The organism is Streptomyces albireticuli (assembly GCF_021228125.1).
Lineage (GTDB): Bacteria > Actinomycetota > Actinomycetes > Streptomycetales > Streptomycetaceae > Streptomyces > Streptomyces albireticuli.
Genome location: NZ_JAJQQS010000024.1, coordinates 72,592 through 94,061, shown reverse-complemented (window position 1 = coordinate 94,061; position 21,470 = coordinate 72,592). Strand labels below are relative to the sequence as shown.

Below are 21,470 nucleotides of genomic sequence, written 5' to 3'. Positions count from 1 at the left end.
TCCGTGGTCCTGCGGCTCCCCCGGCCGGGAGTCGGGCGCGGTCTCAGTGGGCGAGGTAGTCGTGGACGACCTCGGCCGGGCTCAGGGTGAGGTCGGTGAGGATGTGGCTGGCGGAGACGACCTCGAGGACCGGGAGGTCCGCGAGCGGTGCCAGGGCGTGGGCGGACAGTTCCAGGCGGGCCGGGCCGCGGAAGGCGCTCTTGACCGTGATGTCGGTGATCCGCGTGCGGACCAGTTCGCAGATGCGCGGGCGTCCGTCGTAGCCGGGCACCGCCTTGACCATGAAGGTGGGCACACAGATCTCGGCGCGGGCGGATTCCAGGTCCATCGGGTGGTGCTTGTAGCCCATGGTGGCGGTGGCGACCCGCAGGGAGCCGTAGTCGAGGGTGCCGACCAGGGTGTCGGAGTCGACGTAGAGCCTGGGCGCGCCGGACTTCTTCGGGTAGGCGCCGAGTTCTCGTCCGCTGGAGATCGCCGGCACGCTGTCGACGTACATCGCCAGGTTGAACTCCCCGCGCTCGCCCTCGTGCTCGACGGTGATGACCTGGCCCGCCTCCGTGTAGTCGCCCAGCCCCGTCACATCGGGCATGCGCATGACCTCGAAGCGCACGAGCGGCTCGGGGACCGACAGCGGCTCGGGAACGATCCGGCGCAGCGCTTCGGGGTCGGTGCGGTAGGTGATGTTCAGGTATTCGCGGTCGGTGAAGCGGTACCGGGCCGGGGCGAAGGCGGGCGAGTCCAGCGGGGTGGTGAACAGCCGCGCGACGTCTTGGGTGTGCATCTTGGCCTCCTCGGAGACCCCGGTTGCCCGTACCGGCACGGCACGGGGCAGGGTTTTGTGGGCCCTGCCTGCCGTGTGGGGGCACGCGAGGTCTCCCGGATCGGGTTTCACGGGGGAGATGAGGGGCTGAGCTTTCGGCGGAGCACCCGTGCACTATGGGACGCCACCCGACGCATGTCTGTCCAATATATGGATCACGTTATTTCGATATGGTTGATCGTATGGACTTTACGAAACGCCTGCTCCAGCAGTTCCTGGTCCTGGCCGAGGAGCAGCACTTCGGCCGTGCGGCGGAACGCCTCTCGATGAGTCAGCCGCCGCTGAGCCAGACGATCAAGCGGCTGGAAGGCGGGCTGGGGGTGACCCTCCTGGAGCGCGGGCCGGGCGGCGTGCGCCTGACCCCCGCGGGCGCGGCGTTCGCCGCGGAGGCTCAGCGGATGCTCGACGTCCGCTCCGCCGCGATCGAACGGGTCCAGCGCGTCGCGCACGGCCTGGAGGGCGATGTGCGGGTCGGGTACGTGAGCATCCTCAGCTACCGGCACCTGCCCGGGCTACTGCGAGCGGCCGCCCGGGAGCTCCCCGGCCTGCGCATCCGGCTGCACCAGGAATCGAGCGTCACGCTCGCCGAGATGATCCGCTCCGGCACCCTCGACCTGGCGTTCATCCGGGATCCCTCACCGGTCTCGGAGGAACTGGCCGTCCATGACTTCGTCGTCGAACGTATCGTCGCGGCGCTGCCGCACGAGCACCGGCTGGCCGGGGCCGGCTCGATCGACCTGGCGGACCTCCGCGACGACGACTTCGTGCTCCCCGGTGCGACGGCCCTGCCGGCGCTCGCCCAGCAGGCACAGCTCGCCTGCCGGGCGTCGGGCTTCACGCCCCGGGGGCGCGCCGAGGCCGACGATCTCACGGGGCTGCTCAGCTATGTCTCCGCCGGGCTGTGTGTCAGCCTCCTTCCGCAGGATCTGCGCGAGTTCCCCATCCCGGGTATCGCTTTCGTCCCGCTCCGGGGGGCTTCGCCCTACCTGGAGACGACCGTCGCCGCCGTTCACCGGCCCGGGGCGGACGCCGCGGTGCGCCGCCTTCTGGATCTGTGTCTGCGTCATACGCGCGCCGGGGTGCCGCGGGGTGCGTGAGAGGTGCCTGTCGGCCCGGCGGCCGGCGTGGAGTCCCCGGCGGCCCCTACCGGCTCCCCGTCACCGCGTGAGGGGCAGCGGCAGACCGGACATCAAATGCCCGCTACGCCGAGGGCCACAGCCCCAGAGACAGCGGTCCTGGCCTCCGGGGCAGGCGATCGGCCTGGAGACGGGCCAGTGCGCCTTCGAGGGGAGGGAGTTCGCCTTTCGTGGTCGATCCGCACGGAGCGGGTCGTGAGCCGGGGGTGGATACGGTGCCCCATGACGGGCCGTCGGCATCACCTCCGCCCGGACTCACCCCACCGTCACCACCTGTGAACGGCTGAAGATCCCAGCCCTGGGGCAGACAAAGCCTGCGAACCGGCGGAACCCACGCTCCCCCATACCCAGCAGCCCTCTACCTCCCAGCGCATGTCCTTCCCGTGCCAGGTTCTCCGTCCGCGGTGGCGCCGCACAGGCGCAGCAAGGACTCTCCTTCCGGGCAGCGAACCCGCGACGCCGGAGAGAGCCGCCGCGGACAGCAAGGCATTGATCATTTACGTGCCGGAAACCGCTTCTCTCTTCGATTCGAAGACGCCAGGCCGCAGCACCGCCTTCACATCAAAGGGAACACCGTCATAAGGGGCCGGCACCAGGGCTGAGGAGCACGGGTGGACCCGGAGCCGAAGGTGGACTGGGGCTGGGAGATCGCCTCCTGCCTAGGCCTCCCGAACCGAAGGGCGAGGTGCTGGAGCGGAACGCCGGCACCGCAGTTCTGGATCCGGCTCCACGACCGGCAAGACCTCCTCGGCCGCCTCCTGTGCCGCCGGCAGGCCAAGGTGTGCGTACGAGGTGCCATCGCTACGGCGCGTCGTACACCATGTACTCGCTCTTGCCGGATTCGGCGCCGGAACACGCCAGGACGAGCCGGAATGGTAGGGCAACCGCCGGCCCTGACACGGCTGATCGGCAATATTCCCGGACGGAATCAGTCCACCTGAGTCGAGCAGGGGTGGCTGCGGGGGAATTAATCTCCCTCAACCACCCCTTTCCGCAAGACTCAGCCCGCCTTGGCGGAGAGCTGCGGTACGTCTTGGGTCACGGCTACCTGAATTGGCGTCACGTCTTCAGATATCCGCCCTTGAAGCCGCTGTAGTCGGCCCAGACGCGGTGACGTCCCGTGTCTTCGATGCCCGTCCACCACTCAAATGTCCATACCGTCTCGGAGTGCGCGTTGTCTGCGGGTTCAGCCGAGATCCACTCATCGACCGGAGTGCGAGTCAGCTCGGTGCCCGCAATGTAGTTTTTGTGCCACGCTGTGCCGGGATGGACCTTAGTTGTGTTCTTCCCTTTGACCCGGTATGAAGTCTTGACCGTGACCCTGGTGGCCTCAAGGCCGAAATACTTGACTTTCACCCAGTGCGAAGCCCACATATCCCTGGACCCGGCGGCCTCGGGACCGGACTCACCACCGCCCTGCTGTGCGGCCTCGGGACCGGAGTCGCCGCCTCTGCTGACGACGACATCGCCGCCTGCCATCACGGTACGGGCCGCGCCCTTCCCCTCGACCGCGTTGGCGAACACGTCGAAGTAGCTGCGGTCGTTGATGTACTCAAGATACTTTTTCTGCTTCTCCGCGGGGAGAGCCTGGTATTGCTTAGAGTATTCAACAGCATCACCGTCCCCGGCGTCCGCCTTGGCCTTGAGCCAGTCGACATAGGCATTCGGCGAAGCAGTGGCGGCCGGACGGACGCCAGCGGCATTTGGACTGCTGTCTGCCGTTGCGGCACTCGGAAGTCCCGCCAGCACAGTGGCACCAACAGCCGCCGCCAGCAGCCCGGCTATTCTTCGTCGGTGAATAGACATCTCGTTCCCCCACTTTAATTCTGTTGCACATTTGGCCTGCGGCGCGCGTTTTCTGCAATCCCCAGCCGCGCGGCGGGACACAACCTCGCACGCACCGTGTTCATCTGCAACGAAAACGACGGTTTCTTGATTCGTTTAAGGCTGCAGGTCTGGAAATGAAATACCGCCAACAGGCCCTGGCCTACTCGGTCACGCGCTCCTGCGCGGCTTCCGCGGTGCGCTCTTCTTCACCGTCGTGACCCCACACGCTCACATGCGTGGCGGCGAGCTCGCCTCGCGGGTGTCGGACTCCAGCCCAGCTCCCCGAGCTCGGCAACGAGGGCGTCGATATGCGATTCAACCTCCTTTCGTTTCCGTGAAGTTGCACAGTGGCGAACCGGAATGCAGCCCGCACTCACCACGAGTGTTGCTGTCTTCCGTGGCGAGCCGCGGGATGGAGACATCTTGCGACGTCTGCGCAGAGCGTGCCGTCAGGGGGATTCAGAGCGGCTTCAGCGCGGCTTCAGAGCCGGTTCCGCTCTCGCAGCGCCGCCTGCGCGGCGGCCGGCAGTACGGAAAGGAACGAGGGCTTGCGGTGTGCCCTCGCAGGCGTCCTTGGTGCGCTTCCGTACTCCCTGCCCGGACGGACGAGTGCGCCGGGACCCGGGGCGACCCTGGCAGGGGAGGCAGAGATGGGACTGTGGAAGAAGAAGGCCAAGGACACCGGGAAAGACCCGAAGAAGGGCAAGAAGGCCAAGAAGGGTAAGGGGGGCTTCGATGCTCTCTTCGGTCATGACGGGGGCGGCTCCGACGGGGGCGGCGGCTCCGGCTGCGGGGGCCACACGGGCGGCGGAGGTGACTCCGGCGGAGGCGGCTGTTCCTAGCGAAAGGCAAGAGGCGCTGGTCGCACCTGAACTAGCCGCCCCTGGCGTTCCGCAGCGCGCCGGCCGTCACGGACCGGCCGGGCGGCCCCGGCACATCCCATCGCGGCAGGTAATCCGGTAAGGGGCCGTGACGGTGTCCATGACCGCTCGGTGGCCAGCGCACCGGGCACGTCACCGAGGCCCACCCGCCAGTTCCACGCCCGCGAAGGCCAGTGCTTCACTGCCGTCTCTGCGGGATTCCTGACCGCTCAGAACCGCAGGGACCGTCGCGTCAGTGCAGCGCCACCACCCTTTCCCCGGCATCCAGTTCGTCGGGCGACGCGGTGACGAGGAAGACCGTGGCGAGCGCCGCGGCCAGCAGGATGACCGCGCTCCACAGGAAGGCGACGGCATAGCCGTGGACCGCGCCCTGGGCCTGGACCAGTTTTCCGGCGCCGGGCGCCGTCCTGGCCAGGTGGGTTGTCAGGTAGCCGGTGATCGCGGAGGCGGCGATGGTGCTGAGAAGGGCGGTGCCGAGCTCTACTGCGCGGTCACCGCCCGCACCGCCGACGAGCGCGACGCACTGCTGCTGCGTAAACTCCCGCACACCCCGAGCGTGGTCTCGGTCCAGGCCCACTGCCTGCTGCACACCTTCACCGGCACCCCCGCCACCCACCCGCTGGTGCCCCGTCCTGCCCAGGCCCGCCGCACCGCGTGCCGACGGCGACGCGGCCGGGCTCGTCCGGCTGACCACCGCCGACGAAACCCTGCTGAGGGAACTGGCCCAGGACGGGCGCGCCGCCCTGCCCCGGCTGGCCGAGGCCACCGGCCTGTCGGCCTCCAGCGTCAAACGGCACCTGGAACGGCTCGTCTCCGAAGGGGCCCTGGAGTTCACCGTCGACCTCGCCCCGCAGCACTTCGGCTACCGGATGGTGGTGCGGCTGTGGCTGAGCGTACGGCCGGGAAAACTGGGCACCGTCGGCCGCGACCATGGCGGGCCACCCCGAGATCTCCTTCGTGGCCGCGACCACCGGCCCGTCCAACCTCGTCGCCAGCGGCGTCTTCCACGGCCTGCGGGACCTCTACCACTACCTCGACCACCGTGTGGGCGCCCTGCCGGACGTCCGGTCCATGGAGACCGCGCCCGTCCCCCGCGAGGTCAAGCGCCTGGTGTACGGCGTCGGAACGCCCTGAGCCGCGCGGCGGACAAGGCATTCCCGGCATCGGGCCGACGCGAGGTGCGGTCCATGACGCGCCGCCCTCCCCCACCGGTGGTCCGTACCGGATGCGCAGGCCGGTGCCGTGGCGTGTGCATCCGGTACGCGCGACGGCAGACGGTGCGCGCGGTGAGCCTCAGGCCGCCCCGGGCAGTGGTCAGTGCGGCAGGCCCAGGCGGCGGGCGTGGAGTTCGGCTCGGGTGGTTTCCAGGAGGCGGCCCATCCAGTTGCGGCCCGCGCCTTCGTGGCCCCAGAAGGCGGTCTCGGAGAGGGTGAAGGAGTTCGCCCGGTAGAGGATGCGGGCCGATCCCGTGGCGGTCAGGATGCCGGCGAGTGCGGGGTGCCGGTCGTACTTGGCGCGCAGGAGCGCGGCCATCACCGCGGTCCGGGCCTCCGTGGGCGGATCGAGGGCCAGCCACGCCTCGTGAACGTTCCGGTAGGTGACGTCGCCGATGCGGACCGGGGCCGGGTATTCGTTGCGGAGCGCCGCCGACGGACTCGCGTCCTCGGGCCACTCCTCCGGCCCGTGCCACTCGTGGAGCAGGACGGTTCCATCCGCCGGCCCCCGCCCCGGCCCCGGCTGCGGCTCCTGGTCCTGCCGGGCGAGCCACCTCAGCGGATCGCCCCACTCCTCGTCGAAGTAGTCCAGCGACTGCTGGTACTCCTCCTCCGTCACGCCCCCGCCCGGTCCCACGGCCAGGTCGTACAGCGGGCCGTCGCCCACGGAGTGGTCCGCGAGCGCCGCGTGCCGCTCGTGCTCGGGGATCTCCTCGTACGCGGCGCGCAGGACGGCCCGCCGCTCCTCGGTGGGGTCCGCGCGGAACTCGTGCAGGGCGCGCCGGGCCCGGGAGGTGGAGTCGGGCCGGCCGTTCAGGTCGTCGATGTCGTCGCGGATCTCGGCGTACAGCGACTCCGGCGTGAGATGGCCGTTGACCTTGCTGAACTCCCACTCAACCGTCTCGTGGACCGCCGCCCGTGCCCCCTCCTCGAACGTGGTCACGATCCTGCCCCGGCGCAGGTCGGCGGCGAACTCCTCGAGTGTGAGCAGCCCCCAACAGTCGATCAGGCCGTCGGCGTAGATCCCGAGCTGTACGAGGTAGTGGTGGTCGCCGTTGCGCACGAACACCGGGCGGGAGAGCCCCGGTATCCGCTCGCCGTCGACGGTTCGGAAGGTCGGCTGCTTGCTCACGCGGGGAGTCTAAGCCGGGCGAGGGGAAGCCCCGGGGGCGCGTGTGCGGTCCGGGGCCCGCTCCACCGGGCCTGTCCTTGGGATCGGCAGGCGGGCCAGGTGTGGTTGCCCGCGCTGCTCGTCGACGTCGCCGAACGGGTCGTCGTCCCGGTCACTGCGCTGCCCGGCCCGGACGCGGGCGAGACCGTGCGAGGACACCTGCTGGTCAGCTGCGGGCCCCATGCCGGGGGCAGGGGCCGCCGCTCCCCCGGTGGCGGCGGCCCCGCCCTGGCTCAGCGCAGCCGGGCCGCGGCGTACGCCTCGATGGCGGCCCGCTGGTACGCGGCCAGGCCCGGCGCGATCGACTCGTACGCCGCGTACCAGTGCTCGTTCTCCACGCAGGTGCGCCCGATCGCCCGGTACTCCTCGGCGGTGGCTGCCCGGATGCGGGCCAGCGTCCGGTACTGGGTGTCGATCTCGGCCTGTACCTCGTCGGCGTCGGCGGGCAGGCCGGCGGCCAGCAGTTCGGCCAGCCGGATCATCTGCGCGGTGCGCTCGCGCTCGTCGGCTGCGATCTCGGCCTCGCTCCACGCCGAGGTGTGCCGTTCGGCGGCCCCGACCAGCTCCGGGAAGCCGTGCAGGACCTTCATGCACCGGGCGGGCCCGATGCCCTCGAACAGGTTTTCCGGTCGGCTGATGCTGATCATGTCTGTGCCGTCCTTCCTGGACTGTTCCAGTTCGGTGATCGTGCGGGCGACGGTGCCGGCCAGGACATCCAGCCGGTCGCGCTCGGCGAGCAGCCGGCCGTGGTGGTCCCGCAGGGCCTCCACCTCGTCGACCTGCGCGGCCAGGACCCTGCCGATCTCCGGCAGCCCCAGGCCCAGCGCCCGCAGCACGAGGACCTGCTGCAGCCGCAGCAGCTGGCGCTCCTCGTAGTAGCGGTGGCCGTTGGTACCGATCCAGGCCGGCGGCAGCAGACCGATCTCGTCGTAATGCCGCAGTGTCCGCGCCGTCACGCCCGACATCCGGGCGACCTCCGCGATCGGCCAGGCCATCGCCGCCCCCACACGGGTTGCTTCACCGGGCCGGAGTCTCCGGCCCTGCTCACGACGGTAGAGGCTTCCGCTGCGGCAGCTTCAAGCCCGGCTCCCGGGGCCTTCCCCGCAGTTTCTCTCCCGTCGGCCGGATGCGGCGGGCGCCCGCGCACGCGGAGCGGTGGCGGGCCGTCTAAGCGATCCGCCGACTGATCCCGGATTCGTCTGCGGAGAGCGCCGGATCGGAACGAACGGAAGGTTGAGGTTCCGTCCAGCAATCCCCTCGCCGGACGGAACATTCGGCTGCTCCGGTACTCCAGTCATCAGCCACTGCGGGCTTCTTCTACGCGGCGAAACCGACGTTGGTGACGTATTCGTACTGGCCCCACTGGCTGCCCAGGTCCGGGAGCACGTCGGCGGTCCATGCGGCATCGAGACCCTGGTGGTCACCGGCCGCCCACGCACTGACGATCTTGTCCCAGCGGCGCACGTTCATCGACCGGTACTCCACCACCCGCTGCAACGGGCGGGGCACCTGGGACTGGTTGAGAGGGTGGATCTCCACCCGGGTCCCACGCCCGTCGCGGTTGAGGCGGGCCAGGAGGTGGCGGGCGACGTTCTGGCGGCGCACCGCCCGGTACGCGGCGTCGATGCGCTCCAGATTGGCCCTCGCCGGGCGGCGTTTGCCCTCCAGCCAGGCTTTGAGCGTCCGCTCGGTGACCGTCAGCCCGGCGCCCCTGGCGGCCTGACGGCTCTTGCCGGACCTGGTCAGGTAGTGCAGGCGCGCCATCAGACCGCGCCTGGCGGTGACGGGGGTGGTGATACCGCCCGCGAGTTCGTCGAGCTTGCGGGCCACGGCCTCGCTGCCCCTGATCCCCCGGGCGCCGAACTTCCCGAAGTCGAGGTTCTTCTCCGGCACTACTCCTCCCCCTCCCCGGTTCCGGCGGTGTAGGTGTCCTTCACCTTGACCTCGGTAACGCCCCGGCCCTCGGGGAAGACACGGCGCCATTCACCGATCACGTGAAGCTCATCAGTGCCCATCGCGCGGACGACCGTAAGGCCCTCGTCATGGGCCTTGAGTGTCTTCAGCCACAGGTTGGAGAACGCCTGGGAGCGGATGATGTGCATCCAGTCCGGACGGTACAGCTCCCGGTTGTAATTCGACTCCCCCATCGTCGAGACGAACTTCGAGTACATCGCCTTCACGTATTCCAGCGTCACCTCGTCGCCCTGCTCGATGGCCTCGTCGCGGGCGTCCTTGAGAGCGATGCGGAACTTCTCCAGCAGGTTCTCCGTGGCGCCGGAGGTGTACGACTCGTGGATCTCCGGAGGCTCGCACAACCCGTACTTCGGGCCCGACAGGCGCAGCAACAGGCGCAGGGTCGGTTCGGTGACCCAGAGGGGTCCTGGTTCGTCGCGTTGGCCGATGGGGTTGGGCAGGAACGTCTCGTGCTCCCACGGGGGTGGGGTGATGAGGTGGATGCCGGCGCGGCGGCGGTCGTGCGGGAGGCCGGCGGAGTGTTCGAGCTGGCCGAGGGGGAGGTGGGTTTTGAGGGCGGAGAGGTAGGCGCCGTTGATATCGAGGGCGGTCACCTCGTGCCGGCCGGGCGGCAGGTCCGCGCGGGTCCACTTCGGGCGGGCCTCCCAGACCTGGTCCGGGCCGCGGGAGGTCTGCTTGCGGAGGATGTCGGGGATCCAGGGGTGGGCGACGATGTCGTAGCGGGCGCCCTTACGGGTCTCGTCCAGCAGGCGCATCGCGTCCGGGATCGCCCGCTTCAGCAACGCGGCTGTGGCCGCGTCGACATCGCCGTGGTGCTCGGCGAGGGCGGCCTGGACCGCCTGGCCGATCAGATCCGCCGGGCCGGACGGCTCCTGGAACGCACGACGCGCCGGGCCCTTGGCACGCCCGGCGGGAAACGGCGTACGCGAAGGGCGCGCCGCCGACTTCCCGGCCAGAGCGGCCCCATGCGGGGCGGCCTCGGGCGGGGCGGGCGTCATGGCGGGATGGGCGGGCGGCGCGGCAGGGGTGGCCTGGCAGTCGGCCGGGTCCAGGTGCTGAGCGAACCCCTCCACCCGGTGCCTGGCCGGCTGACCGCAGAGCACACACGGCTCCGGCACAGTGAGGACCTCCACCTCATCGCCCTCGCTACCCCCTGCGGGCCCAGCAGGCCCTGCAGGGGACTCGGCGGGCTCCGGGTGCGGGCCGCCGGCCTTCGGGGTGCCGGCTGACGGAGCGGCAGGGGCGGGGGCGGGAGTGGTCTCGGGTTCGGTCTCGGCGGTGAGCTTGGCGGCCAGGCCGTCGAGCAGGTAGGCGTACTGGGCGCGGAGCTCGCCGGATGGGGCCCTGCCGCCGCTCTCCCATCCTGTGACCGTGGAGGGGCTCACCCCCAGCGCCCGGGCCACCTGTGCCTTCGGCAGGCGGGCCTGCTCTCGCAGTTCCCGCCGCCGCTGCGGTGAGGGGAGTTCGGCTTCCGGGCCGACCGCGGCGAGCAGCGAGTCGATCGCGTCGAAGTCACTCACCGGACCGCTCCTTCTCGGTGTGGGCGGTGCGGCGCCGGGCGGCGGGCAGGGCCTCGCAGGCCCGGGTCGGGCCCGCCAGCAGGTCCAGGGGGCCGATGCCGTAGTACTCGGCCAGGACGTCGGCGTCGCGCAGGCTCCACGCGGTGGTCCCGGACTGGCGGCGCGAGACCTGTGTCTGCGTCAGCCCGAGTGCCGTGGCGATCGCCCGCTGGGACTCCCCCGTCGCCTGCATCAGCGCGGCCACGGTGAGCCGCAGCGACTCCTCCAAACCCAAACCCATAGCCTCATCTTACCCAAAGCGATGCAGTATCTGCATCGAATTCGGCCTTCAGGGCATCATGAATGCGTGTCACCCCCACTCTTCGGCGTAGGGAGCCCAGGGGTCCGGCAGGGTCCGCGCACCGTGAGGCGCGCTTCCTCCACCACCCGGTCCGGTCCGGGGCGCACCGCCCCGGGCGGTCTCGTCGGCACCCTCTCGCGGGTGAATTATGCGAAAAGCTCCCCTAGGGGGCTGTTGTCCCTGCTGTCCTGGATGTGCAGGCCCCTGACTCCCCTCCAGAGGGAAGGAGACCTCGTTATGCACGCACCGAGGCACGTGAGCAGGATCGTGGCGACCGCCGGAGCAGCCGTGCTGATGCTGGTGGGCGGCATGGCCACCCCGTCACAGGCCGCCGAAGGCACCTTCTTCTACACCCGCGGCGACACCGGAGCCGAGAGGGTCCTCGGCCCCACGCCCGACGGCCAATGCCTGAGTATCCCCGGCGGCGCACGCAACGCGCACAATGACACCGACACCGACGCCCGGCTGTACACCAACAGCAGCTGCACCTCGACCAGCAGGTTCCTCGGCTCCCGGCAGCAGTCGGGCGAGTACAGCATGCCGTACCCGACCTACGTGAAGTTCGGATAGCGGCAGCACAAGCCACGTCTCTCACCGCGGCCTCGCGACCTCCCGGCATCGGCGGCTGACCACCCCTGGTGCGGCCACGGACCGTCTCACGGTCCGCGGCCGCGGCCAGCCGCCGGCGCACGGCCTTCTCCCCCGCCCGTGCCATGCCTGTCCCCCGTGCCGGCTGGTAGCGGCCGAGAGCGCCACCAGCCGGTTCACTTCTCCCTACGGGCCGCGCTCACCTCGTCAGGTGGCGTTCTCCAGCTTGCTCACGGAGCAGGTGTTCTCGAGGACGTCCTTGGTGCCGTACTCCCCCAGGCAGACCTTGTAGCGGATCCAGCCGTTCTCGGGAAGGTTGAGGTTGTGGTCGACCTTCCCGTCGCCGTCGGAGCCGGAGTGGTTCCACAGCTCCAGCGGCCGCCCGTCGGACCGCTGTCCGGTGACGACGACCGAGTGGTGATCAGCTTTGTTGTCCCAGATCAGCATGTGGTCCCCCGCCTTGATGAAGGACGCCGACCCGGCACATGTGGTGTAGTCGTTGCTGGTGCACAGGTCGCCTATGTGCCGGCTTTCGGCCTGCGCCATGGCCGGGGGGACACCGACCGCGACGGCGGCGGTGAGCGCGGAAATCGCTAAGGCCCATTTCCTGGCGTTCATCTGATTCGTCCTCCTGTGACGTTGTTCGAGGGGCGGGTGGCATGTGGCGCGCCTCCGTTCCCCTGATGTTCGTGGGACCTGTCCACGTGGGATCGAGACGTCTCGTGACGTCTGCGCAGAGCGTGTCGTCACTGGGATTCAGAGCGGCTTCAGCGCGGCTTCAGAGCCGGTTCCGCTCTCGCAGCGCCGTCAGCGCGGCGGCCGGCAGTGCGTCCCGGTCCAGGGCCGCGTAGGCCGATACCGCCTCGTCGTACGCGGCCCTGCCGGCTTGTTCGGCCGCCTGCCGGGACAGCGCGGAGGACATGGTCGGCTGGAAGACGCGCAGGTGGCGGAAGCGTTCGGCCAGGGCTACCAGCCGGGTTCCCGATCCGGTGCGGCGGGCGTCGCCGGTGCGCGGGCCGTGGTGGAGGTCGGCCATGCCGAGCGCGAGCAGCAGCGCCCCGCACAGCGGAAGGTTCACCGGGTCCCTGTCCGGCCGGGACGGCTCGGTGGTACGGGGTGCCAGGAGTGCCGGAAGCCGGTCCTGGAGGGAGGCGGTGAGGTCCTCGACGAGGTCGGGGCGGCCGTGGCGCGCGTGGGCGGTCACGGCGGCGGCCTGGACCTCCAGGGCCCAGGGTTCCAGGTCCACTTCGAGGTCGGGGACCGGTTCGGCGGCGCCGCTTCTCGCTCCTTCGGCGGCCTGGCGCCACAGGTGGAGCCCCGTTTCGGTGTCGCCGCGCGCGAGTGCGATCTCGGCGCGTACGCCGAGGCCGGGTGAGCGGGTGTCCGGTGTCTCCTGCGGCTGGGTCAGCATCGCCTGTGCCGCCCAGTGCTCGGCTTCTTCGAGTTCACCGGTCTGCAGGTGGGCGAGTGCCATGCCCCAGCGGATGCCGACCGGGTCAGCGCCGTGGACGGCGAGCTCCTCCAGGGCCTGGAGTGCCGAGCGCAGATGGTGCAGTGCTTCGTGCCCCTGCTCGGCCCTCAGGCACAGCCTGGCCATCCGGGCGGGAGCCAGGACCTGGACCGAGGGGATCCGCAGCCCCTTGAAGGCGTCGAGCATCCGCCGGGCCGCCGACAGCGCGCGGTCGGGGTCGTGGGTGTTCTCCCATACGAGGCTGGCCGCGCAGTTGGCCGCGCCGGCGAGCAGCGGCTCGTCCCGGTCGCACAGGGCGTCGAGCACCGAGTGATCGGGGTCCAGGAGTCCGGGCAGGGCGCACAGGACGGTCGAGAGGGCTCCGACCAGGGTGTGGGGCGAGGCCGGCGGGAGCCGGCGCAGGGCGACGAGGGTGCGCGCCGCGCCGGGGCCGAATCCGAGGAACAGGTTCGTGGCGCACAGGGCCGCGGCGGTCCGGGTGACCTCGACGAGGCCGGGCCGGGGCCGGAAGTGGGAGAGCAGTGGTCCGGCGTCCTGGGCGAGCGGGAGGAGGCGGGCGTAATTGGCCTCGGTGGTCCACAGGGTCGCCAGCACCGCGGTGGTGGCCGCGACCGTGGCGCCGTCCTGCCGGGCGAGGCCGAGTCGCAGCGCCTGGATGAGGTTGTCCTGCTCGGCTCTGATCCGCTCCCAGGCGCCGAAGGGGGCGGGCGTGAAGAGCGCGTCGTGATGCCGCGTCCCGAAGTCGCACGCCCATGCCAGGTACCGGCGGGTCACGCGGTCGTCCTCGCCTGAGCGCGCCCGCTGGGCCGTGCAGAACTCCCGTATCGTCTCCAGCATCGCGAAGCGCGCGCCGGCGGCGGTGTCCGTCACTTTGACCAGCGACTGGTCGACCAGATCCGTGAGTGTCTCCAGTGCTCGGCCGTCGCGGAACAGGCCGCCGAAGAGCTCGCCGTCATCGAGGAGATGCTGGGCGGCGTCCGCGGTGAAGCCGTCGGGGAAGACCGACAGCGCGCGCAGTGCCGCCTGCCCCGCGGGGTCCAGGAGGTTCCAGCTCCAGTCGACGACGGCGTGGAGGGTGCGGTGGCGTGGCGGGGCGTCCCGTGCCCCGCCCCGCAGCAGGGCGAACCGGTCCGCCAGCCGGTGGCTGATCTCACCGACCGTCATGACGCGCACCCGCGCCGCCGCCAGCTCTACGGCGAGGGGCAGTCCGTCCAGGCGGCGGCACAGTCCGGTCACCGTCCCGGTGGGCAGCTCGGCGCCGGGGCGGGCGGCCCGCGCCCGTTGCCGGAAGAGTTCGACGGTGGTCGGCAGGTCCAACTCCGGCAGCGGGTACACCGATTCGGCGGAAATGCCGAGGGGAGCCCGGCTGGTGGTCAGGACGCGCAGGTCGCGGACGACCGACACCAGGGCCCGCACCAGTTGTGCGGCGCCGCGGATCACGTGCTCGCAGTTGTCCAGGACCAGCAGCGCGGGGCCGGGGCCGAGTGCGGCCGCGATGCCGGTGAGCACCTCGGCGGGGACGGCGGAGGGGAGGGTGTGCAGGCGCAGTGACTCGCCGACGCCGAGAGCCGAGGCGACCTCGCCGGCCACGTCCGCGTCGCTGGTGATACCGGCGAGTCCGACCAGGTGCACCACGCGTTGCTCCGCCTCGCGGCTCACCGCGTGGGCGAGCCGGGTCTTGCCCAGGCCGCCCGGTCCGACGATCGAGGTGACCCGGGAGGTCCGTATCAGCTCCGCCACCGCGAGGGTGTCGGCGTCGCGGCCGAGCAGGGGGTTGGGGTCGTGCGACACCCCGCGGCGTACCGCGGGCGCCGTCCCCCGCAGCAGTTCCTGGTGGACGCCTTGCAGGGCGGGTCCCGGGTCGGCTCCGAGTTCCTCGCGCAGTCCGCGGCGGTAGGCGTCGTATGTGGCCAGAGCGGTGGCGGGCCCGAGGGTGGCCGCCTGGCAGCGCACGAGGGCGAGCAGCACCTCCTCGTCCTGCGGCAGCTCCCGGGCCAGGTGCGCGAGCGGTTCGAGGGCCTCGGCCCGGCGGGCGAGCCGCGCGAGGGCCAGGGCGCGGGTTCGCAGCAGCGACCGGTACGCGGGGGCCCGCTCCGCGCGCAACGCGGAGAGCGGGTCGCCGGGGGCGTCCTTGTCGCACCGCGCGCCGTCGGCGTCCCACAGCGCCAGGCCCTTCCCGGCTTCGCTGAGCGCCGTCGCCGGGTCCTCGTTGCGCAGCCGCTCCGCCGCGGCCGCGGCGTGGAGCAGGACGGCGGAGCTGTCGACCTGCTCCTCGCTCAGGGTGAGGCGGTATCCGGTCGCGGTGGCGGTGATCACGCCGGCGCCGAGGAGGCTTCGGGCGCGCGCGACGAGGGTCTGCAGTGCCTTCACGGGGTTCAGCGGCTCGTTGTCCGTCCAGAGGCCGTCCACCAGGCACGCCGTGCTGCACCCTGTGCGCAGTTCGCCCGCGAGGAGGGCGAGCAGGCCGCGCAGCCTGGGTGCGGTGACCTCCTGGTCACGGTAGGAGACCCGGCACAGCAGCGTCAGTTCGATAGCCATCAGGTCAGTTAAGCAATGGCCTGCGGTCGGTGTGGCCGACATGGCGGACACGGCCTGCCGAGGCCTTGTGGTCCGGTCTGATGGCCCGGATCATCCGGGCAAACCGGCTTCCCGCACGCGATGAGGCGCAGCTACGCGGCGCGGTGCCCGCGGTGGGTGGCGGGGGCGGGGTGGCACGGCCCGGGCGGGTGCCGGAAGCACCCGCCCGGGCATCACCACCAACCCGCCCCGCCCCGTTCGGACGGCTCAGGGCGCCAGGCAGCCGACGACCGGGATCTCGGCAGGTACCCCGGGGCTGGCCGGGTCCACGAGGCTTGTGACTTCTTGAACGGCGCAGTCGACGGTCGCCACCGGGTCCGGCACGGCGACGGCCGGTGTGGCAAGGAAGCCGAGGAACCCGAGACCCACGAGAGCCGCCGCGGCGATTCGGCGCATGAATACCCCCCTTGAAGTGCGGTGCATGTCGTCGCACGGCTTCCCCCGGACCCCCTGCGGCATGCCGGGTGTCACCCGTTCGTGCGTCGATGTTGTCGGCGCGCCGGGGGCGGGAGGGCGTCTGCGGCGATCGGCCGGACTCGTCCTGTCCCTCCCCCGGCCGGTCCAGCATCCTGTGGCGTGCACGGTACGCACGGCAGGCACGGCACGCACCCGTTCCGAGCGAAGGGAAGAACAACGATGAAGAAGTCCTCCCGGCTGATGACGGTGCTGGGCATCGGCGGCCTCGTGGCCGGCAGCCTCCTGACGGCCTCGTCCGCGTCGGCGGGTTCGAGCGGCGCGTCACCCGCCGCGTCCGTCGTGGCCGAGCGGCACCTCATGACCTCGCAGGACGTGGTCAGACAGACCTCGGCCGCGGTGCTGCTCAACGCCGCGGGCGGGGTGCCCACGACGGTGCTCTCCGAGACGGTGCCCGCCGGTTCGTGGGTGCTGTCCTCCAACGCCACGCTGGTCAGCTGGGAACCGAGCGACTACACGCGCTGCACGCTCTACGCGGGCGAGACCGTCGTCGGCGGAGCGGCCAGCATGATCGGCAACGCTTCCACGGGCGCGGGCAGCGGGGTGTTCGCGGCCACGGTCGCCGCCCATGGCGCCTTCTCCGGTACCGGCCCGACGACCGTCAGCCTGCGGTGCGGACACGACACCACCCGGAACCGGGCTCCTTACGTGGACCCGGGCGCGACGTTGTGGCTCCACCGGAGCGACGGTCCGGGGCAGCTGAAGCGGTAGCCGGCCGGGGACGGGCCCTCGGGCCCGCTCGTGAACACCGCGGCCACGCCGGGGAGCCCGGTCCCGGCGGGCGCCGGGCCCGTGTCCGGCGCTGGAGCGGCTGGGCTCCCCTCTCCTGGCCGGGTGGTGCGGGGGCACCCGGAGCGGACGTGGACGCGGTGGATGCGCGGAGGGCCCCTGGGCGCCGGGGGCAGATGGGGCGGGCGCCCCTGGAACCGCTCGGCCTCGGCAGGCTCGCGGATACCCGTCCGGTGTAATTCCGGCGTCCGGGTAAGTCGCCGTGCGAGGGCGTGGGTATCCGTTCGGCATCCGGCCCTTGGGCCGGCGGACGTCTTCGCACCGTCGTTGAGTACGGGAGAACCCGCGATGGAACCCGGCGCCACCGTATGGACCTGTCATTTCGACTTCGCCGACGCGCTCGAGTTCGATCCGCAGCTCAGGCGTCTGATGACGCAGGAGCCCGTCTCCCGCGTCCGCATGCCCTACGGCGAGGGCGACGCCTGGCTCGTCACCGGCTACGAGGACGTGCGCACGGTCACCACGGACCGCCGCTTCAGCCGCGATGCCGTCGCCGGCCTGGACTACCCGCGGGTGACACCCGAGCCGAACCTCCAGGCCGGGCCGATCAGCCTGATGGACCCGCCGGCCGGCGGCCGGCTGCGCAGGCTGATCGCCAAGGGCTTCGCGCCGCGGCGTGTGGAGGGCATGCGGGAGCGCGCGCAGCACGTCGTCGACGGTCTCTTCGACGCGATGGAGGCGCACGGTTCCCCGGCCGATCTGGTGGATCACGTGTCGGCGCCGCTGCCCCTGGCGGTGATCTGCGAGGTCTTCGGGATCCCCGAGGCGGAACGGGCCCTGCTGTGCTCCCGTGTCGGGGCGATGACGCGCACCGGGCCCTCCGGCCGTGAGGAGGCGCAGCGTGCCGCGGCCGAGCTGCGTGCCTACTTCGGCGCGTTGGCGGCCGAGCGCCGGGCCGGCCCGGGCGAGGACCTGATCAGTGCCCTGGCCCAGGCCCGCGACGGGGACGAGGTCCTCGACGACCAGGAGCTGGCCGGCGTGGCCGTGCTCCTGCTTGTCACCGGCCAGGACCCCACCTCCTACGAGCTGGTGAACATCGCCTACACCCTGCTGAGCCGCCCCGAGCTGTATGCGAGGCTCCGTGAGCGGCCTGAGACCCTGGCGCAGGCGCTGGAGGAGTTCCTGCGGTTCATCCCGTTCCGCAAGGAGGGTGTCGGGATCCCGCGCGTGGCCGTGGAGGACGTGGTGCTGAGCGGGGTGAGGATCAGGGCGGGTGACGTCGTGCACGTGTCCTATCTGACGGCCAACCGCGACGCCGGCAAGTTCCGCCGGCCCGACGAACTGGACCTCGGCAGGCCGAAGCCGGCCCATATGACCTTCGGCTGGGGCTCCCACCACTGTCTCGGTGCTCCGCTCGCCGCCATGGAGCTGCAGGTCGCGTTCGGCACGCTGATCAAGCGGTTCCCCGGGCTGCGGCTGGCGGTACCGGCCGAGCGGGTTCCGTGGAACACGAACTCGATCTGGCGCCACCCGTTGGAGTTGCCTGTCGTCTGGTGACGGCGCCGCCCGCTCGCCCCCTGCGGGACGGCGGCCGGGTGCGCGAGCGTCCGGTCCGCCCACCCGTCTGCGCCCATCGGCCGCGGGGCCGGTCGGCGTCCGCGTGCCGGGGCTAGCATGCGCGTTATGCGTGAGTTCTTCACAGTTGATCAGCGGCGGTTGTCGTTCCTGGACTTCGGTGGTACGGGGCTTCCGCTGCTGGCGTTTCACGGGCATTACCACGAGGCGTCGGTGTTCGCCCCGCTGGCGCGGGCGCTGGCGCCGCGGTGGCGGGTGATCGCCCTGGACCAGCGTGGGCATGGTGAGTCGGGCCGCGCCCGGAGCTATCACCGGGCCGGCTACGTCGCCGACATCGCGGCATTCCACCGTCATCTGGGGTTCGGTCCGGTGGCGGTTCTCGGTCATTCCCTGGGCGGTGTGAACGCCTATCAGTACGCCGCCCGGCACGCGGGCCGGGTCATCGCTCTGGTCGTCGAGGACGTCGGCGCCGTCGTGGACGCCGACTGGTCGCTGGCCGCGCGGTTGCCTCGCCGTGCGCGGTCCCGCCGGGAACTGGTCGCGGCCATCGGCCCGACGGCGCCCTATCTCGAGTGTTCCTTCCGCCGGTCCGACGACGGGTGGGGATTCTCCTTCGACATCGATCACACCGTGCTGTCCCACAAGGCCCTTACCGGTGACCACTGGAGCGACTGGGAGTCGGTGACCTGCCCGACCCTGCTGATCCGGGGAACGGACAGCGTCGTACTGGCGCAGGACCATGCCAGGGAAATGGTAGCCCGCCGGGCCGGCCAGGCGCGGCTGGTCGAAATTCCGGCCGGGCACGTCGTGCAGTACGACGCTCCCGACGCGTTCGCCGCCGCTGTGCGTACCTTCCTCTCTCAACTGCCCGCGCCGTAAGGGAAGCCGATGGTGATATCACGGTGACCGGCCTTCGCCCGGATCAGCGAGGTCTTCCGCCGGCAGGACCCGGCTGACGTAGCCGCGGGGTCCGCCCGGGCAGGCCCGGCGCAGGTCAAGGAGCCGGCATGCAGGATGCGGGTGCGGATGGCACGAAGCTCTCGGTCGGAATGCGCGCTCGGTTCACCCTCTCGTTGACGGTCATGGGGTTGCTCGGGCTGTGGTTCTCCTCGGCGGTTTGGTGAGGGGTCTTCGGGACGGGTAGCCGGTCAGCGGGCCGGCCGCCGGCTGGTCAAAGGGGCTACGACCGGTTCAGGGGCGTGGTCCGAGTTCGGCGGTGAGGGCGCCGCGGAGGAGTTCCCGGGCGCGGTCCAGGGGGAGGGTGCCGCTGAGCCAGCGTTTGCTGAGGCCCTCGACGAGGGCGGTCAGGCGCTCGGCCGCGTCTTCCGCGGAGGTCCGGGGCGGGACGCTGCCGTGCTGCCGGGCGCGGTCGATGAGGTCGGCCGTGTAGTCGGTCCAGCGGGCGGTGGCGGTGCGCAGGTGGTCGCGGAGTTCGGGCTGGAAGACGGCGGTGGCGCGGAGCTCGCCCCAGGCGGTGCTGTTCTCGATGACGACCGGGGTGTCCTGCAGTTCCAGCAGCAGCATCTCCTCGAGATGGCCGCGGGGGTCGGTTTCGGGGTCCGCGGCGGGGTCGGTGTACTGCTCGGCGCGGGTGCTGATGAATTCCAGGGTGTGTGTCAGCAGGCCGGCCCGGTCCTGGAAGTGGTAGTAGATCAGTGAGGTCGACACTCCGGCGTCCTCGGCGAGTTCTTCCACGCGCAGGCCCCTGATGCCGCGCTGGGCGACGGCTCGGGCGGCGGCCTCCAGGATGACGGTACGACGACGGGACATGTACTCACTTCCGGGGGTTTGGTTTCACAAGGCCACGACACTGCCACTGCTCGGGGCCTATGTTACCTTCCATTCCTGACTGAAATTTCAGTCAGGAATGCCGGGAGTGCCGGTGAGCCACCTCTCCGCCGCTCCCGGTAACAGGGCTGTCGCCCTGCGTGAGCCGCGCCTGAGCGGCCGCGCGGCACGCAAACGTTCGCTGTTCGCCTCGGCACTGGAGTCGCCTTGTCCCCCCACTTCCTGTCCCGCCGTACCGCCCTGCGCGCCTTCGCCGGTGCCGGCGCGCTCGCCGCCGGGGCGCTGGCGGCCTGCCGGGCGCAGGACGCGCCGCGGTCCGGGCCCGCCGCCTCCGCCCGCCCGGCCTCCGGGGCGGGTGCCGGCCGCCGCTTCCCGGCCGAGTGGGAGAGCCACGCGCGCACCTTCATGTCCTGGCCCGCCCTGCGGCGCGTCTGGAGCCTGGACCTGGGCTACGTGCGGGAGGACATCGCACGGGTCGCCCGGGCCGTCGCGGAGTACGAGCACGTCGTGATGCTCGCCCGGCCCGGCCAGCAGGACGCCGCCCAGCGGGCCTGCGGCTCCCAGGTCGAGGTGATCCCGCTCCCGGTGGACGACCTGTGGGCCCGCGACACCGTCCCCGTCTTCGTCGAGGAGTCCGGCAAGGTCGTGGGCGTCGACTTCAACTTCAACGGCTGGGGCAACAAGCAGAAGAAACACGACAGCGACGCCGCGGTCGGGCGCTCCCTGCTGCCGAAGTACAAGATCCCGCGCAGCACGGCCCCGCTCGTCGCCGAGGGCGGCAGCTTCGAGACCGACGGCCAGGGCACCCTGCTGGTCACCGAGAGCTCGGTCGTCAACGACAACCGCAACCCCGGCAAGAGCCGGGAGACGATCGAGACCGAGCTCAAGCAGGCCCTGGGCGTCAAGAAGGTGATCTGGCTCGCCGGAGTGCGCGGCCAGGACATCACCGACGCCCACGTCGACAGCCTCGTACGGTTCACCGCACCCGGTGTGGTGCTGCTGGACAAGGCCTTCCCCGGCTCCCCCGCCGACGTCTGGTCACGCTCCGCCGACCAGGCCAGGTCCGTCCTGGCCCAGGCCACCGACGCCCGCGGGAAACGCCTGGAGGTCATCGACCTGCCGCAGCCCGACCCCGGCCGGATCACCGGCACCGGAGACGACTTCGTCTCCACCTACGCCAACTTCTACGTGGCCAACGACGCCGTTTTCATGCCCGAGTTCGGTGACAGACACGCCGACGACCGGGCGCGCGGGATCCTCAAGGAACACTTCCCCGGCCGTGACGTCGTGCCGGTGACCATCGACACCATCGCCGCCGGCGGTGGCGGCATCCACTGCTCGACCCACGACCAGCCGGGCAAGGCCCCCGCCCGGTGAGCGAACCC

The 21,470-nt window shown here is 71.2% G+C and carries 20 protein-coding genes and 1 pseudogene; 9 read left to right on the top strand and 12 right to left on the bottom strand.

The features are described 5' to 3' along the window. Positions 1 to 43: 43 nt before the first annotated feature. Positions 44 to 781, bottom strand: a complete 738-nt coding sequence (locus tag LUZ64_RS32710; protein ID WP_095584241.1) for an acetoacetate decarboxylase — start codon at positions 779 to 781, stop codon at positions 44 to 46. Positions 782 to 1,002: 221 nt separating this feature from the next. Here LUZ64_RS32710 and LUZ64_RS32705 point away from each other — a divergent pair, with 221 nt between their 5' ends. Beyond that, a complete protein-coding gene (locus tag LUZ64_RS32705; protein ID WP_095584240.1) occupies positions 1,003 to 1,917 on the top strand; it encodes a LysR family transcriptional regulator in 915 nt (304 codons plus the stop codon). A gap of 1,098 nt (positions 1,918 to 3,015) precedes the next feature. Here the strand turns inward: LUZ64_RS32705 and LUZ64_RS32700 are convergent. Further along, positions 3,016 to 3,762 carry a hypothetical protein gene (locus LUZ64_RS32700; RefSeq protein WP_143593422.1) on the bottom strand — a complete coding sequence of 249 codons (747 nt, stop codon included), beginning with the start codon at positions 3,760 to 3,762 and terminating at the stop codon, positions 3,016 to 3,018. Between the two features lie 671 nt (positions 3,763 to 4,433). Between LUZ64_RS32700 and LUZ64_RS32695 the strand changes: the two genes are divergently transcribed. Then, positions 4,434 to 4,625, top strand: a complete 192-nt coding sequence (locus LUZ64_RS32695) for a hypothetical protein (protein ID WP_095584238.1) — start codon at positions 4,434 to 4,436, stop codon at positions 4,623 to 4,625. A 271-nt stretch (positions 4,626 to 4,896) separates the two neighbouring features. Here the strand turns inward: LUZ64_RS32695 and LUZ64_RS32690 are convergent, their stop codons facing one another. Beyond that, positions 4,897 to 5,211 (bottom strand): multidrug efflux MFS transporter, encoded by a 315-nt coding sequence (locus LUZ64_RS32690; protein ID WP_143593421.1) that lies wholly within the window; start codon positions 5,209 to 5,211, stop codon positions 4,897 to 4,899. Here LUZ64_RS32690 and LUZ64_RS37895 point away from each other — a divergent pair. Beyond that, positions 5,117 to 5,482 (top strand): annotated as a pseudogene (locus tag LUZ64_RS37895) (winged helix-turn-helix transcriptional regulator); the annotation flags it as partial. The gene LUZ64_RS32690 and the pseudogene LUZ64_RS37895 sit on opposite strands and share 95 nt — an antisense overlap. 112 nt (positions 5,483 to 5,594) lie before the next feature. Then, positions 5,595 to 5,798 carry an Lrp/AsnC ligand binding domain-containing protein gene (locus tag LUZ64_RS32685; protein WP_095584237.1) on the top strand — a complete coding sequence of 68 codons (204 nt, stop codon included), beginning with the start codon at positions 5,595 to 5,597 and terminating at the stop codon, positions 5,796 to 5,798. A gap of 180 nt (positions 5,799 to 5,978) precedes the next feature. On the opposite strand, the gene LUZ64_RS32680 is transcribed toward LUZ64_RS32685, so the two are convergent. The 5 genes from LUZ64_RS32680 to LUZ64_RS32660 all read right to left on the bottom strand — a co-directional run bounded on the left by LUZ64_RS32680 (position 5,979) and on the right by LUZ64_RS32660 (position 10,823). Next, complete coding sequence (locus tag LUZ64_RS32680; RefSeq protein WP_095584236.1) at positions 5,979 to 7,010, bottom strand: DUF7638 domain-containing protein; 1,032 nt, start codon at positions 7,008 to 7,010, stop codon at positions 5,979 to 5,981. 272 nt (positions 7,011 to 7,282) lie between these two features. Next, the gene (locus LUZ64_RS32675; RefSeq protein ID WP_095584265.1) at positions 7,283 to 8,044 is read right to left on the bottom strand and encodes a MerR family transcriptional regulator; all 762 of its coding nucleotides are present in this window, start codon (positions 8,042 to 8,044) and stop codon (positions 7,283 to 7,285) included. 322 nt (positions 8,045 to 8,366) lie between these two features. Next, entirely contained in the window at positions 8,367 to 8,942 is a 576-nt protein-coding gene (locus LUZ64_RS32670) for a transcriptional regulator (protein ID WP_095584235.1), read from the bottom strand. Beyond that, complete coding sequence (locus LUZ64_RS32665) at positions 8,942 to 10,543, bottom strand: helix-turn-helix domain-containing protein (protein WP_232390510.1); 1,602 nt, start codon at positions 10,541 to 10,543, stop codon at positions 8,942 to 8,944. Before LUZ64_RS32665 ends, LUZ64_RS32670 begins: the two co-directional genes overlap by 1 nt. After that, positions 10,536 to 10,823, bottom strand: a complete 288-nt coding sequence (locus tag LUZ64_RS32660; RefSeq protein WP_095584234.1) for a helix-turn-helix domain-containing protein — start codon at positions 10,821 to 10,823, stop codon at positions 10,536 to 10,538. The genes LUZ64_RS32665 and LUZ64_RS32660 overlap by 8 nt, the downstream gene beginning before the upstream one ends. Positions 10,824 to 11,120: 297 nt before the next feature. On the opposite strand from LUZ64_RS32660, the gene LUZ64_RS32655 reads away from it, so the two are divergent. After that, a complete protein-coding gene (locus LUZ64_RS32655) occupies positions 11,121 to 11,453 on the top strand; it encodes a hypothetical protein (RefSeq protein WP_095584233.1) in 333 nt (110 codons plus the stop codon). Positions 11,454 to 11,678: 225 nt separating this feature from the next. Here the strand turns inward: LUZ64_RS32655 and LUZ64_RS32650 are convergent, their stop codons facing one another. The 3 genes from LUZ64_RS32650 to LUZ64_RS32640 form a co-directional block, all read right to left on the bottom strand. After that, entirely contained in the window at positions 11,679 to 12,089 is a 411-nt protein-coding gene (locus LUZ64_RS32650) for a hypothetical protein (protein ID WP_095584232.1), read from the bottom strand. Positions 12,090 to 12,249: 160 nt separating this feature from the next. After that, the gene (locus tag LUZ64_RS32645; RefSeq protein WP_095584231.1) at positions 12,250 to 15,480 is read right to left on the bottom strand and encodes an ATP-binding protein; all 3,231 of its coding nucleotides are present in this window, start codon (positions 15,478 to 15,480) and stop codon (positions 12,250 to 12,252) included. A gap of 246 nt (positions 15,481 to 15,726) precedes the next feature. Further along, complete coding sequence (locus LUZ64_RS32640) at positions 15,727 to 15,915, bottom strand: hypothetical protein (RefSeq protein WP_095584342.1); 189 nt, start codon at positions 15,913 to 15,915, stop codon at positions 15,727 to 15,729. Between the two features lie 240 nt (positions 15,916 to 16,155). On the opposite strand from LUZ64_RS32640, the gene LUZ64_RS32635 reads away from it, so the two are divergent. From LUZ64_RS32635 to LUZ64_RS32625, 3 genes are all read left to right on the top strand, one after another. Then, a complete protein-coding gene (locus LUZ64_RS32635; RefSeq protein WP_095584339.1) occupies positions 16,156 to 16,704 on the top strand; it encodes a hypothetical protein in 549 nt (182 codons plus the stop codon). Between the two features lie 366 nt (positions 16,705 to 17,070). After that, the gene (locus tag LUZ64_RS32630) at positions 17,071 to 18,279 is read left to right on the top strand and encodes a cytochrome P450 (RefSeq protein ID WP_095584338.1); all 1,209 of its coding nucleotides are present in this window, start codon (positions 17,071 to 17,073) and stop codon (positions 18,277 to 18,279) included. A gap of 126 nt (positions 18,280 to 18,405) precedes the next feature. Further along, positions 18,406 to 19,176 (top strand): alpha/beta fold hydrolase, encoded by a 771-nt coding sequence (locus LUZ64_RS32625; RefSeq protein WP_232390511.1) that lies wholly within the window; start codon positions 18,406 to 18,408, stop codon positions 19,174 to 19,176. Positions 19,177 to 19,488: 312 nt separating this feature from the next. Here LUZ64_RS32625 and LUZ64_RS32620 read toward each other — a convergent pair whose 3' ends face one another. Continuing rightward, positions 19,489 to 20,067 carry a TetR/AcrR family transcriptional regulator gene (locus LUZ64_RS32620; RefSeq protein ID WP_095584336.1) on the bottom strand — a complete coding sequence of 193 codons (579 nt, stop codon included), beginning with the start codon at positions 20,065 to 20,067 and terminating at the stop codon, positions 19,489 to 19,491. Between the two features lie 225 nt (positions 20,068 to 20,292). On the opposite strand from LUZ64_RS32620, the gene LUZ64_RS32615 reads away from it, so the two are divergent. Further along, on the top strand, positions 20,293 to 21,462 hold the full coding sequence (locus LUZ64_RS32615; protein ID WP_232390512.1) for an agmatine deiminase family protein: 1,170 nt from the start codon (positions 20,293 to 20,295) through the stop codon (positions 21,460 to 21,462). The last annotated feature ends 8 nt before the right edge of the window (positions 21,463 to 21,470 follow it).